Origin of the sequence: Amycolatopsis sp. NPDC089917 (assembly GCF_040684635.1) — a bacterium.
Classification (GTDB): Bacteria; Actinomycetota; Actinomycetes; order Mycobacteriales; family Pseudonocardiaceae; genus Amycolatopsis.
Genome location: NZ_JBFBGL010000003.1, coordinates 91,751 through 106,816, shown reverse-complemented (window position 1 = coordinate 106,816; position 15,066 = coordinate 91,751). Strand labels below are relative to the sequence as shown.

Below are 15,066 nucleotides of genomic sequence, written 5' to 3'. Positions count from 1 at the left end.
CTGTGTCATCGGCGCACGAGGACGTCCGGAGCCCGCTGACCGCGGCGCAGCAGGGCGTCTGGTTCGGACAGCGTCTCGATCCGGCCAGTCCGGCGTACAACACCGGCGAGTACCTGGAGATCCGGGGCGCGCTCGACGTATCCGCCTTCGCAGAAGCGGTGCGCCGGACGCTGACCGAGGCCGACGGCCTGTCCGTCCTTTTCGGACACGACGAGGCGGGGCCGTGGCGGACGCCGGGACCCGTGCCGGAGCTGCGCGTCGTCGACGTCGAGGGCGATCCCGTTCCCGCCATGCGCGCGGAACTCGCGATCGCGCGCGACCCCGCGACCGGTCCGCTGGTGACGCAGATCCTCTACCGGCGAGCCGACGACCACTTCTCCTGGTTCTTCGGTTGCCATCACATCCTGCTCGACGGCTACGGCTTCGGGCTGGTGCAACGGCGGGTGGCGGCGGTCTACACCGCGCTGACCGCGGGTGAACCGGTCGGCGCGAGCCCGTTCAAACCGGTGGCCGAGCTGCTCGCCGACGAGACGGCGTACCGGGAGTCCGGGAAGTTCGAGCGCGACCGCGCGTTCTGGGCCGAACGGCTGGAAGGCCTGCCCGAGGTCGTCTCGCCGTCGGCGCCGGTCCCGGCGTCGCACACATTCCTGCGCGAGAGCACCCGCCTGGGCGCCCAGGATTTCGAGGCGCTCGGCGCGCTGGCGAAACGGCTCGGCACCGGCTGGACCGAACTCGTCATCGCCGCGACGGGGCTGTACCTGCACCGCGTCACCGGCGCCCCCGAGATCGTGCTCGGCCTGCCGGTGATGGGGCGGATGGGGCCCGCCGCCCGCGTCCCCGCCACGACGGTCAACGTGGTGCCGCTGCGGATCCCGGTCACACCGTCGACCACGGTGGAGGAACTGGTCGCCGGGGTCGTCGCGGAACTGAAGCTGACCCGCCCGCATCATCGGTACCGCGGCGAGGATCTGCGCCGTGATCTCGGCAGGCTCGGCACACGGCGGCTGGTCGGCCCGTGGATCAACATCAAGCCCTTCGCCACCGGGCTCACCTTCGGCGGCTTGCCCGCCACCACGCACTACCTGGCCGCGGGACCGGTGGACGACCTGTCCTTCACCGTGCAGGGGCTGCCGGGTGCCGCCGGGATCGCGCTGGACGTCGACGCCAATCCGGCCGCCTACGACGCGGACGAGCTGAAGGATCACGCGCGCCGATTCGTCGGCATGCTCGAAACCCTGGCCGCCGCCGCACCCGAAACGCCCGTCGGACGGTTCGACACGACCGACGACGGCGAGCGGGCCCGGCTGCTCGAACTGGGCCGGTCGCGGACGTCCGGACACGACCGGCACGACGTCCTCGGCGCCCTCCCGCGCGGCGAGGGGATCGCGCTCCAGGACGCCGGTTCACGGCTTTCCTATAACGACGTACACGAGCGGTCGGAGGCGATCGCCGCCCGGCTGGTCGCCGAAGGCGTGCGGCAAGGAGACCTTGTCGCGGTGACGTTGCCGCGCGGGGCCGGGCTCGTGGTCACGCTGCTCGCGGTGCTCAAGGCCGGGGCCGCGTATCTGCCGATCGACCCCGATTTCCCGGCCGAACGCGTCGAGTTCATGCTCGCCGACGCCGCCCCCGCGCTGGTGATCGATCCGGCCTGGCTCGCGGGAGGCGCGCCCGCCGACCCGGTCGAGCTGCCGGAAGTCCCCCTCGACGCGCCCGCGTACGTGCTCTACACCTCGGGTTCGACGGGCCGCCCCAAGGGCGTCGTCGTCACCCGGCGCAACCTCGCGAACCTTCTCGCCTCCCTGCGCGAACGGTTCGTTTTCGGCCCGGCCGACCGTTTCCTGGCCGTCACGACGGTCAGCTTCGACATCGCCGCGCTGGAACTGTTCCTGCCGTTGCTCGACGGCGCGACCATCGTGCTCGCGAGCCGGGACGACACCCGCGATCCCTTGCGGCTGAGCGCGTTGCTCGACCGCGAGCGGATCACCGCCATGCAGGCGACGCCGTCGCTGTGGCAGGCGCTCGCCGAATCGGCGCCGCTCGCCCTGCGCGGCGTCCGGGCGCTCGTCGGCGGTGAAGCCCTGCCACCCGCCCTCGCGCGGACGCTGAGCGCCACCACCGCCGGGGTCACCAACCTCTACGGCCCGACCGAGACGACGATCTGGTCCACCGCGCACGGGATCAGCCTGGCCGGGGCCGACCGGCCGCTGATCGGGCGGCCGCTGCACAACACGCACGCCTACGTCCTCGACGCCGCCCTGCGGCCCGTCCCGCCCGGCGCGACCGGTGAGCTGTACCTCGCCGGTTCCGGGGTGACCCTCGGCTACCTCGGCCGCCCCGGGCTGACCGCGTCCCGGTTCGTCGCCGACCCGTTCGGCGGCGGCCGGATGTACCGCACCGGTGACCTCGCCCGCTGGACCGGCGGCGGCGACCTGGAATGCCTGGGTCGCACCGATCACCAGGTCAAGGTGCGCGGCTTCCGGGTCGAACTCGGCGAGGTCGAGTCCGTCCTCGGCCGGGCGCCCGGGGTGGGGCGTTGCGCCGTCGTGGCCGCCGGCGCCGGGCTCGTCGGCTACTACGTGCCCACCGGCGAAACCGGTGACCCGCGCGGGGAGCTGGCGCGACGGCTCCCGGACTACATGGTGCCGGGCCTGCTCGTCCCGGTCGCCGAACTTCCGTTGACCCCCAACGGGAAGATCGACCGGCTCGCGCTGGCGAGCCGGACCCACACCGGTTCCGGCGTGACCGTCGAAGACCCGCGCCTCGCGCGGTTGTGCGGGGTGTTCGCTGACATCCTGGGCGTGCCGGGCTTCGGGCCCGAGGACGACTTCTTCCGGTTCGGCGGGCATTCGCTGCTCGCCATGCGCCTGAGCGCGCGTCTCGGCGCGGAGTTCGGCGTGGACGTGCCCATCGCGACGGTGTTCGACACGCCGACTCCCGCCGGGCTGATCGGCCGCCTCGACGATCTCGCCCCGGCCAGGCCGGACGTTCCCGTCGCCGCGAGGCCGGACCGGCTGCCGCTGTCCGCCGGGCAGCGCCGCATGTGGCTGCTGCAGACCCTCGCCGGACCGGACAGCGCCGTCTACAACCTGCCGCTGAGCCTGCGCCTGCGTGGCGCGCTGGATCGCGACGCCCTGCTCGCGGCGCTCGACGACGTCGTTGCGCGGCACGAACCGCTGCGCACCGTCTACCAGAACGACGGAACCGAGCCGTGGCAACAGATCCTGCCGCCTTCTCCAGCCCGATACGAGATCGTCGAAGCCGCCGAGGACACCCTCCCGTCGGTGATCGCCGAGCACAGCAGGCGGCCGTTCGCGCTCGACGCCGAACCGCCGCTGCGCGCGGCGCTGATCGTCCTCGGCGCGGAGGACCACGTGCTGGTCCTGACCACGCATCACATCGCGACCGACGAATGGTCGCTGCGGCCCCTGCTCGCGGATCTCGAGACCGCTTACACGGCGCGCGCCGCCGGTGACACTCCACAGTGGATGCCGCTGGCGGTCCAGTACGCGGATTACACGCTGTGGCAGCGATCCCTGCCGGTCTCGGCCGACCTCGACTTCTGGGCGGCCGAACTGGACGGCCTGCCCGGCGAACTGACCGTCCCCAGTGGACGGACGCGACCGGGAAACCCCACCGGATCGGGAATCGTGCTGGACCTCGATCTGGCGGCCGGGCTGCACGACCGGGTCCGGGAACTCGCCGCCGAGACCGGCACCAGCGTGTTCATGGTGCTGCACGCCGCCTTGGCGACCGTGCTGTCCCGCTGCGGAGCGGGGACGGACGTGCCGATCGGCGTCCCCGTCGCGGGCAGGCCCACCGAGGCGCTGGACCCGCTGGTCGGGTTCTTCGTCAACACCGTCGTCCTGCGGACGGATCTCTCCGGCGGCCCGACCTTCCGTGAGCTGCTGGCCAGGGTCCGGCGCGCGGGTCTCGCCGCGCTGGCGCACGACGGCGTCCCGTTCGACCAGGTCGTCGAGCGGGTGGCACCGCCGCGGGCGCCGGGCAGGCATCCGTTGTTCCAGGTGCTGTTCGCCTACCGCAACACCCCCGGCGACGACAGCCGGTTCGCCGGTCTAGGCGCCGGACTGGACCTGGTGCCCACCGGCACCGCGAAATTCGATCTCACCCTCAACGTCACCGAATCCGGGCGCGGGCTCGGCGGATTCCTCGAATTCGCCCGGGATCTGTTCGACGAAGCCGAGGCCGCCCTGTTCGCCGGACGATTCGTGCAGGTGCTCGGCGAACTCCTCACCTCGGCCGACGAACCCGTCACCGCGATCCCCGTGGTGCTGCCCGCCGAGCAGCCGCCGGACACCACGCACGAGGTCCCGTCCGTGACGCTGACGGCGTTGCTGGAACAGGCGTTCGCCGACCACGCGGGCCGCGAAGCGCTGGCGTTCCGCGGAAACCGGCTCACCTACGCCGAACTGGACGAGCGCAGCGCGCGGCTCGCCGCCGGGCTGCGGGGGCGCGGGGCCGGTCCCGAATCGGTGGTCGCGGTGGTCCTGCCGCGGTCGCTGGAGCTGGTCGTCGCGCTGGTCGGGGTGCTGCGGGCGGGGGCGGCGTATCTGCCGATCGACCCGGAACTGCCCGAGGACCGCGTCCGCGAACTGCTCGCCGACGCCGCGCCGGACGCCGTGATCACGGCGGAAGACCTGCCCGACGGTGACGCGTTCTCGCCCGCCGGGATCGTGCCGGGCAACGCGGCCTACCTGATCTACACCTCCGGCTCCACCGGGCGGCCCAAGGGCGTGCTGGTGGAGCACGCCGCGATCGTCAACCGGCTGCTGTGGATGGGCGAGCGCTACGGTTTCGACGCCGGTGACCGGATCCTGCAGAAGACCCCGGCGACCTTCGACGTCTCGGTGTGGGAGTTCTTCCTCCCGCTGATCACCGGCGCCACGCTGGTCGTCGCGGAGCCGGGCGACCACCGCGACCCGGATCGCCTGGCCGCGCTGATCGAGGCCGAGCGGGTGACGACCGTCCACTTCGTCCCGTCGATGCTGGCGGCCTTCGTGGCGGCCGGTGTGCCGCACGACCTCGGTTCGGTGCGCCGCGTGGTGTGCAGTGGCGAGGAGTTGCCCGCGGAGCTGGTGACCCGGGCCGCCGAGGTGTTCGGGACCGCGCCGCGCAACCTCTACGGCCCGACCGAGGCCGCGGTGGACGTCACCGAATGGGACACCGTGCCCGGCGAGCGGCCGGTCCCGATCGGTGTCCCGGTCTGGAACACCGGCCTGCACGTCCTCGACGCCGCGCTCCAGCCGGTGCCGGACGGCGTCGCGGGTGAGCTGTACCTGTCGGGCGCCCAGCTGGCGCGGGGGTACCGCGACCGGCCGGGGCTCACCGCGGAACGGTTCGTGGCCTGCCCATCCGGCGGCCGCATGTACCGGACCGGTGACCTCGTGCGGCGCCGCCCGGACGGCGCGCTGGTCTACCTGGGCCGGACCGACCATCAGGTGAAGATCCGCGGCCAGCGCATCGAACCGGGGGAGATCGAGGCGCGGCTCGCCGACCTGCCCGGTGTCGACGCCGCCGTGGTCGTGGTCCGTGACGGCAGGCTCGTCGCCTACTGCGTACCCGCGACCGTCGATCCCGCCGCGGCGCTGGCCGGGCTGAGCGCGGCGCTGCCCGCCGCGATGGTGCCGTCGGTGCTCGTGCCGCTGGCGGCGTTCCCGTTGAGCCGCAACGGGAAGCTGGACCGCGCCGCGTTGCCGGAACCCGCCGGGGAGTCCGCTCCGGCGGCGCTCGCCCCGCGGAACGAGCGGGAAGCCGCCGTCGCGGACGCGTTCGCCCAGGTGCTGCGCCTGGCCGAGGTCGGTGCCGACACCGGGTTCTTCACCTCCGGCGGCGACAGCATCACGGCCATCCACCTCGTCGGTGCCCTGCGCCGGGCCGGGCTGCTCGTCACCCCGCGCGACGTCGTCGAGACGGGCACGGTGGCCGAACTTGCGGTACGGGCACGGGAATTCGACGGCCGTGCCCTCCCGGCCACGGCCGCCGAGCGGACCGGACCGGTGGCGCCGACGCCGATGTCGCGCTGGCTGCTGGACCGTGGCGGCCCGATCGACCGCTACAGCCAGGCCACCTTCCTCCGGGTCCCGCCGGAGTCGACCACCGGCGAACTGGCGCGGCTGTTCACCCGGCTCGTGGCCCGGCACGACTTCCTGCGTGCGCGGCTGGCCGGTGACACCCTCGAAATCCGCACCCCGTACGAGACGCGGGTGAGACTGCGCGCCGTCCTCGGCGAAGCCGACCCGCGGCGCGAACTCGAACGGGAGATCGCCGCGCTCGACCCGCGGGCGGGCGTCATGTTCCGCGGTGTCCACTTCCTGCCCGGCCGTCTCCTGCTGGTGGCGCACCACCTCGTGGTCGACGCCGTGTCGTGGCAGGTCATCGCCGCGGATCTGGCCGCCGGATTCGCGGGCGAGCCGACGGGGCCCGGCGCGTTCGTAGCCAGGAACTGGGCCGCGTCGCTCACCGCGGACGACACGCAGACCGCGTTCTGGACCGAGATGGCGGGCGGAAGCAGTGCCGAGCTGAGCACCGGCACGGTCGGCGACCTCCGGCACGTGATCACCGAACTTCCCGCGGATCTGTCCCGGGCGGTGGTCACGGACATCCCGCGCGCCTTCCACACCGGAACCCGTGAGGTCCTCCTCGCCGCGCTCGGGCTCGCCGCCCGCGAGGTCTGGGGCGAGCGGGAACTCCGCGCGGATCTGGAGGGCCACGGCCGCGACGGCGTTCCCGGCGCGGAGTCCGCGGTCGGCTGGTTCACCAGCCTGTACCCGATCCGGGTCGACCTGGACGGCACAGCGGAGCAGGTGCTCAAGCGGGTCAAGGAAACCCTCGCTTCGGTGCCCGACGGCGGCACGGGCTACGGCCCGCTGCGCGACCGTGTGCCGGGGACACCGCGCCCGTTCCTGGTCAACCACCTCGGCACGGCCACCCGCGACGACCGGGACTTCACCCCCGTCGAGGGGCTCGGCTTCCTGGCGGGCGGCGCCGACCCGGAACTCCCCGCGTCCCATCCGGTCGAAGTGTCCACTTTGATCGAAGACGGTGTGCTGAAGGCACGCTGGTCCTCCAGCGAGGACCTCGTCGAGTTGCTGGACGCGTGGCATCGCGCGATCGCGGCGCTGACCGAGGGCGGCGGGCACACACCGTCGGACTTCCCGCTGGTCCCGCTCACCCAGTCCGAAGTGGACGGATTCGGCGACGTCGAGGACGTCCTGCCGGTCACGCCGTTGCAGGCCGGTCTGCTGGCGCAGGACGCCGAGACCGACGTCTACACCGTCCTGTTGTCCTTCGACCTCGCAGGCGACCTGGACCCTGTCCGCCTGCGGGCCCACGCGGAACAGCTGGTACGCCGGAACTCCGCGCTGCGGGTGGAGTTCCGGCTGCGGCCCGACGGCGACCCCGTCCAGGTCGTCCTGCCGGATCCGCCCCTGGCCTGGGAAGAGGGTCTGCTCACCGACGACGCCGTCGAGCGGTTCCGCCGCGAACGCTTCGACCTGACTCACGCCCCGCTGATCCGGTTCGCGCTCCTGCGGGGCGGTCCCGGACATCATCGCCTGCTCGTCTGCCATCACCACGTCCTGCTGGACGGGTGGTCGTCACTCGCGCTGGCCCGCGAACTCCTCGCCACCTACGGCGGGGCGGAGGCACCGGTCCGGCGCCCGCATCGCGACCAGCTGCACTGGCTGTCCACGGTGGACAAGGAAGCGGAACGCGCCGCCTGGGCGGAAACGCTGGCGGGCCTGGACGAGCCGACCTTGCTCGCGCCGGGCTCCACCGAACCGGAGTGGCCCGGACAGCTTCACCGCGAACTCGACGCCGACGTCACGGCGGCGGTGGGCGAGCGGGCCCGCGCCCTCGGCTGCACGGTGAACACAGTGGTCCAGGTCGCCTGGTCGATCCTGCTGGGCAGGGTGACCGGTCGCGGCGACGTCGTGTTCGGCACCACCGTGTCCGGCCGCCCCGCGGAACTGCCCGGCGGCACCGAGATGGCGGGCCTGTTCATCAACACCCTCCCGGTGCGGATCACGCTTCGCCCGGACGAGACCGTGGACGCCTTGCTGGCGCGGGTGATGCGCGAACAGGCCGGGTCACTGGCGCACCACGCGATCGGGCTCGGCGAGATCCAGCGCGCCGCGGGCCTCGGCGATCTGTTCGACACGCTGCTCGTCGTCGAGAACTACCCGGCGGAAACCGAATGGGACGCCGGGCCGGGGCTGCGGGTCACCGGCGGCCCGCCGCTCGACGCGACGCATTACCCCGTCACCCTGATCGTCGCCCCGGAAGAGCGGCTGTACGTCGGGGTGAAGTACCAGCCCTCGTTCGGGGAGAAGGCCGCGGCCGGCCTGTTGGACCGGTTCGTCCGGGTCCTGCTCGATGTGGTGGCCGACGGGACGAGGCCGGCCGGCCGGCTCGGTATCGCCGGCGCGGCCGAGCGCGATCTGGTCGTCCGCCGGTTCAACGACACCGGCGAGTTCCGCGTGGCCAGGACCCTCGCCGACGAGTTCCGGGCGCAGGTCCGCCGGACCCCGGACGCCATCGCCGTCACCGACGAGCACACGAGCCTGACCTACGCCGAACTCGACGCCCAGGCCGGTGGCTTGGCCCGGATGCTGGCCGAACGCGGTGTCGGCGCGGAATCGATCGTCGCGCTGGCATTGCCGAGGTCGGCCCGGCTGATCGTCGCGATGCTCGCCGTGCACAAGGCGGGCGGCGCGTACCTGCCGATCGATCCCGGTCACCCGGCCGAACGGATCGCCGGTGTCCTCGACGAAGCCCGGCCCGCGCTCGTCCTGACCCCGGACGATCTCGAGGATCTCAGGGATCTCGACGGGGACGGCACCGAAGTGGCCGTGCGGCCCGGCAACGCGGCCTACGTCATCTACACCTCCGGTTCGACCGGCCGTCCCAAGGGAGTGGTCGTCGAGCACGAGAGCGTGCTGGGACTGGTCGAATGGGGCCGGGCCACCTTCGGCGCGGAAGGTCTCTCGCGGGTGCTCGCGGCGACCCCGGTCACCTTCGACGTGTCCGTGTTCGAGATCTTCGCCCCGCTGCTCAGCGGCGGCCGGATCGACGTCGTCCCCGACGTGCTCTCGCTCGCCGACGCGACCGCGGGTGACCGGCTGAGCCTGGTCTGCGGTGTGCCGTCGGCGATCGCCGGTGTCTTCGAGCAGAACCTGTCCGGGCTAAAGGTCGAGACGTTCGCGCTCGCCGGCGAAGCCCTGTCCGCGGACCTCGTCCGCACCATCCGGGCCGCGCTCCCGGACGCCCGGCTGCTCAACATCTACGGTCCGACCGAGGCGACGGTGTACGCGACCAGCTGGCCGGTGGAGGACGGGGAACGGGTCCTGATCGGCGCGCCGATCGCCGGAAGCCGCTGCTACGTCCTCGACCGCGACCTCAACCCGGTCCCGCCGGGTGTCACGGGTGAGCTGTACCTGGCGGGCGGGCTGGCCAGGGGCTATCTCGGACGGCCGGGGCTGACCGCCGAACGGTTCGTCGCCAATCCCTTCGCGCCGGGCCGGATGTACCGCACCGGTGACCTCGCGCGCTGGACCGAAGACGGGCGGATCGACTACCTCGGCCGCGCCGACCACCAGGTCAAGGTCCGTGGTTTCCGGATCGAACTCGGCGAGATCGAGCACGTGCTCGCCGGCGTTCCGGGGATCACCGGCGCCGCCGTGGTCGCCCGCGACAGCGGGCTGACCGGATACGTCACCGGATCGTCCACTGTGGACATCGAGAAGGCGCTGGCGTCCTGCCGCGACCGGCTGCCGTCGTACATGGTGCCGGACACGCTCCTCGTCCTCGAAGAGTTCCCGCTGACCCCCAGCGGGAAACTCGACCGGGCCGCCCTGCCCGAACCCGGCGTCCGGGTCACGACCCCGGACCAGGCCAGCGGGAACCCGACGGCGGCGCTGCTCGCGGGGATCTTCGCCGACGTGCTGGGACTGCCGTCGGTGGGCGAGCAGGACTCCTTCTTCGGCCTCGGTGGCGACAGCATCCTGTCCCTGCGGGTGGTCGGCCGGGCGCGCGCCGCCGGGCTGGCCGTCCGCGCGCGGGACGTCGTCGAACTCGGCACCCCGCTGGCGCTCGCGGAGCGGGTGGGTGCTCTCGACGAGTCCGCTGTCGCCGAACCGGAGCCCGCGGAGATCGCCCGCACGCCGATCATGGCGTGGGCGGCCGAACGTGGCGGCGACCTCGACCGATTCGCGCAGTGGCTGCTCCTGAGCACCCCGGCGGACCTGGACACGGAAGGTCTCCAGCGCCGGCTCGACGACCTCTTCGCGCGCCATCCCGAACTGGGCGCGCGGATCACCGAAGACGGACGGCTCGTTCCCGGCGCCACCGGCGCGCCTCCCGTCCGCGTGGTCGACGACCTGACGGGCGAACGCGAACGGGCACTGTCCGAATTGGACACCGAAGCCGGTGTGCTGCTGCGCGCGGTCTGGTGCCCGCCCCGGCGGCGGCTCCTGCTGGTGATCAACCACCTCGTAGTCGACGGCGTCTCGTGGCGGATCCTGCTGGAGGACCTCGCGGGAGCGCCCGCCACGCCGGGGAGCGGTTTCGCCCGCTGGGCCCGCGAGGCCACCCGGATCGACGCGGATCCCGCCGTGTGGCGGGACTTCCTGGACCGGCCGTTCCCGCGGTTCGGCCGCCGACCGGTGGATCCCGCGGTCGATCTCGTCGCCACGGCGGCGAAGTTCGAGGTCGCGCTGCCGTGGGCGGGACTGTCCGAAGTCGCGGTCGGCGCGCACGGCACGGTGCAGGACGTCCTGCTGGCCGCGCTGGTGAAGGCCGTGGGGCACGAGCTGCTGGTGGCGGTTGAGGGCCACGGCCGGGCCGACCTCGGCCCGGAGATCTCGCGCACCGTCGGCTGGTTCACTTCGCGTTACCCGGTTCCGCTGGTGCCGGGTGAGGATCCGGTCGCGACGTTGAAGGGCGTCAAGACCGCGCTGCGGGGCCTGCCGGGCGGCGACCTCGCCGGTCTCCAGTACGGCAAGCTGCGGTATCTCGACCGCGTTCCCGGCCTGCCGGAACCCGAGGTGGGCTTCAACTACCTCGGCCGGTTCACCGGCGGCGACGGCGACTGGGCCCCCGTCGAACCGATGGGCGGCCACGCCGATCCCAGCACCGCGGTCGCCGCGGCAGTGGAGATCAACGTCTCCGTCGACGGCGAAACCGTCCGCGCGTCCTGGGCCTATGTCCCGGACATCGTCGGCGAGGCCGAGGTCCGCGCGCTGGCCATCCGGTGGCAGGAGGCGGTCGCGGAGCTGGTCGAGGAGGTCCGGACGCCGTTCCACACACCGTCGGACTTCCCGCTCGCAGTGCTGTCGCAAGCCGAGGTGGACGGTCTCGGGGACGTCGAGGACGTCCTGCCGCTCACCCCGCTCCAGACCGGTCTGCTGTTCCTGACCGATTTCGAGGCGACCGGTCCCGACCCGTATCTGATGCAGTTGCGGCTGGACTTCGCGGGCGAGGTCGACGGCCCGCGGCTGCGCCGGGCCGCCGCCGCGCTGCTGGACCGGTATCCCGCCCTGCGCGCGGGTTTCCGGCACACCGCGGCGGGTGTGCCGATCCAGATCGTCCCGTCGGCCGTCGAACCTCGCTGGGCCGAGCACGATGACAGTGACAGTGACATTGACATCGACGCGCTGGCCGCCGCCGACCTGGCCGACCGGTTCGACCCGGCCGAGCCGCCGCTGCTGCGGCTCACCCTGATCCGGCGTCCGGAAGGGGGCGCGGTCCTGCTGCTGACCGCCCACCACCTCCTGTACGACGGCTGGTCGGGACCGCTGCTCGTCGGCGACCTCCTGGACGCCTACGCGCGGGACGCGGCACCGGCCCGGACGGCCCGCCCGTTCCGCGATCACCTCGTGTGGCTGTCCACAAGGGACACCGCGGCCGCCGAGAAGGCCTGGCGTACCGCGCTGGACGGTTTCGACGAACCGGCGCTGCTCGCCCCGGCCGCCGTCGGCGACCGGACGGCACGGCGGTTCGAGACCGAGCTTCCCGAGGAACTCACCGGGAAGCTCGTCTCGGTGCTGCGCGACGCGGGGCTGACCATGACGAGCCTGGTCCAGGCCGTGTGGGGGCTGCTGCTGGGCAGGCTCACCGATCGCGAGGACGTCGTGTTCGGCACGGTCGTGTCCGGCCGCCCGGCCGAGGTCGACGGCGCGGACGGCACCATCGGCCTGTTCGCCAACACGATCCCGGTCCGGGTGCGGGCCGGGTACGGCGAGCCGTTGCTCGCTCTGCTCGGCCGCGTCCAGGCCGAGCAGGCGACGTTGCTGGAACACCAGTACGTGGGGCTCGGCGACATCCAGCGGTTCGCCGGTACCGGCGAGCTGTTCGACACGCTGCTCGTGGTCCAGAACTACCCGCTGGACGGCGAATCCGTCCGCGCCGCGTCGGGTGCGCTGGACCTGCGTTCGGTCACGGCGTCCGACGACACCCACTACCCGCTCGCGCTCGTCGTCGAACCCGGCGACAGGCTGCGTGTCACGTGGAAGTACGCGGAGAACGCCTTCGCACCGGGGGAGATCGAGCAGATCGCCGACCGCTTCGCCCGCGTCTGCGCGGCGCTGGCGGCCGATCCCGGGCTGCCCGCCGGTGAGGTCGACGTCCTCTCCCGCGTCGAACGGCGCGAACTTCTGCTGGAGGCCAACGACACCGCGTACGAGGTCGCGGACCTGACCATCGCCGGGCTGTTCGCGCGGGTGGCGCAGGCCGGACCGGACAACGCCGCCGTCGTCGACGGGGACACCACGCTCACCTACGCCGAACTCGACCGCCGCTCGACCGCGCTGGCCCACGCGCTGGCGGAACGCGGTGCCGGACCGGAATCCGTGGTAGGGGTCGCGCTGCCGAGGTCGGCCGAACTGATCGTGGCGTTGCTGGCGATCCAGAAAGCCGGCGGGGTCTATCTCCCGCTCGACCCGAACTACCCGGCCGACCGGCTCGCCGCCATGGTCGAGGATTCCGCCCCGGTGCTGACACTGGACGGCACCGCCCTGCCGCCAAGCGAGCATCCGCTGACGCCGGTGGTTTCGACCGCGGCGGGGGCGTACATCATCTACACCTCCGGTTCGACCGGCCGTCCTAAAGGGACGATGGTGAGCCACGCCGGTGTCGCGAGTCTCGTGCACACGATGGTCGAGGCGTTCGACGTCGGCGCGGGCAGCCGGGTGCTGCAGTTCGCGTCGGTCAGTTTCGACACGTCGGTGTGGGAACTGTGCATGGGCGTGCTCACCGGCGCGACGCTGGTGATCGTCCCCGACGACGAACGCGCGGGCGAACCCCTGGCCGCTTTCCTGTCGAAGCACGACATCACGCACGCGACCCTGCCGCCCGCCGCGCTGGCTTCCATCCGGCCCGAACAGGTGCCCGCCGACCTCGTGGTGATCGCCGCGGGCGAGGCCTGCCCGCCCGGTCTCGCGGCCGAATGGGCGGCCGAGCGGCGGCTGTTCAACTCCTACGGCCCGACCGAGACCACGGTCGACATCACCCTGTGGGAATGCGTGCCCGAAGGCGGCCCCGGCGCGGTACCGATCGGTGCCCCGGTGCACAACACCGCCGTCTACCTGCTGGACCGGCGGCTGCGCCCGGTCCCGCCCGGCACCGTCGGCGAGATCTACGCGGCAGGTACCGGGCTGGCCCGCGGCTACCTCGGTTCGCCGGGGCTGACCGCGTCGCGGTTCGTCGCGAACCCGTTCGGTCCCGGCCGCCTGTACCGCACCGGCGACCTCGCCCGCCGCCGCACGGACGGCGCGCTGGTCTACGCCGGCCGGGCCGACCACCAGGTCAAGGTGCGCGGGTTCCGGATCGAACTGGCCGAGGTCGAAGCCGTCCTGTCCGGGTGTCCCGGTGTCGAGCGCGTCGCGGTGCTGGCCCCGCCGGACGCCCGCGGCGCCAACCGGCTCGTGGCCTACGTCGTCGGCGATCCCGACGTCGAAGAGGTCCGGTCGGCGGCGCTGACGAAACTCCCGGACCACATGGTGCCCGCGGTCTTCGTGCCGTTGCCGGAGCTTCCGCTGACGTCGCAAGGGAAACTCGACCGGCGGGCGCTCCCGGCCCCGCCGGAGCCCGCCGCGACCGGTGACCTCTCCGGCGCCACCGACGCCGAACGGCTGCTCGCCGGGATCATCGCGGAGGTACTGGGCCTGCCGTCGATCGGGCTGGACGACGACTTCTTCACCCTCGGCGGCGACAGCATCCTGTCCATCCAGGTGTCCGGCCGGGCCCGTGCCGCCGGGCTGGAGATCCGGCCGAAGGACGTCTTCGACCGGAAGACCACGGCGAACCTCGCCACGCTGGCCGCCACCCGCACCCCGGCCGCCGCCGTCACCGAGACGATCGCGGCCACGGGGCGCACGCCGATCACGCCGGTGATGCACTGGCTGCGCGGACTGGACGGCCCCATCGACCGGTTCAGCCAGGCACAGACGCTGGTCACGCCGCCGGGGCTCACTCTGGACGCGCTCACCGAGCGGATCCAGGAAGTCCTCGACCGGCACGACATGCTGCGTGCCCGGCTGACCGGCGACTGGACGCTCGACGTGCTCCCGCCCGGATCGGTCCGGGCCACCGACGTGCTCTCGCTCGGCGTCCCGGACGTCGAGGCGGCCGCCGGAACCCTCGACCCGCGCGCGGGCAGGCAGGTGCGGTTCGTCTGGCAGGACGAGGGCGACGCGCCCGGACGGCTGCTGGTGCTGGTCCACCACCTCGCGGTCGACGGTGTGAGCTGGCGGGTCCTGCCCGCCGCGCTCGCGGGCGAGAAGACCGAACCGGGCACGTCGTTCCGGGCGTGGGCGCACCGGCTCGCCGAAGCCGGGACCGAAGGCGAGTTCGCGGGCGAACTCCCGCACTGGCGGGCGACGCTGGCGGACGCGCCGGTGCCGCCGGGGATCGGTGTCACCGAACGGGATCGCGACCTGGTCGGCGCCGCGAAACGGATCCGGCGGGTGCTGCCCGCGGACAAGACCGAGCCGCTGCTGACCACGGTCCCGGCCGCCTACGGCGCCGGAGTCCAGGACGTCCTGCTCACCGCGC

The 15,066-nt window shown here is 73.0% G+C and carries 1 protein-coding gene (running past one end of the window); it reads left to right on the top strand.

Translation table 11 applies throughout. The annotated features are described in order from the left end of the window. The first annotated feature begins 2 nt into the window (after positions 1-2). Positions 3-15,066 carry the 5' portion of an amino acid adenylation domain-containing protein gene (locus tag AB0N89_RS03790; protein ID WP_364199860.1) on the top strand. The gene runs 689 nt beyond the window's last position, so the window shows 15,064 of its 15,753 coding nt (coding positions 1-15,064); its start codon is at positions 3-5; its stop codon lies off the right edge, out of view.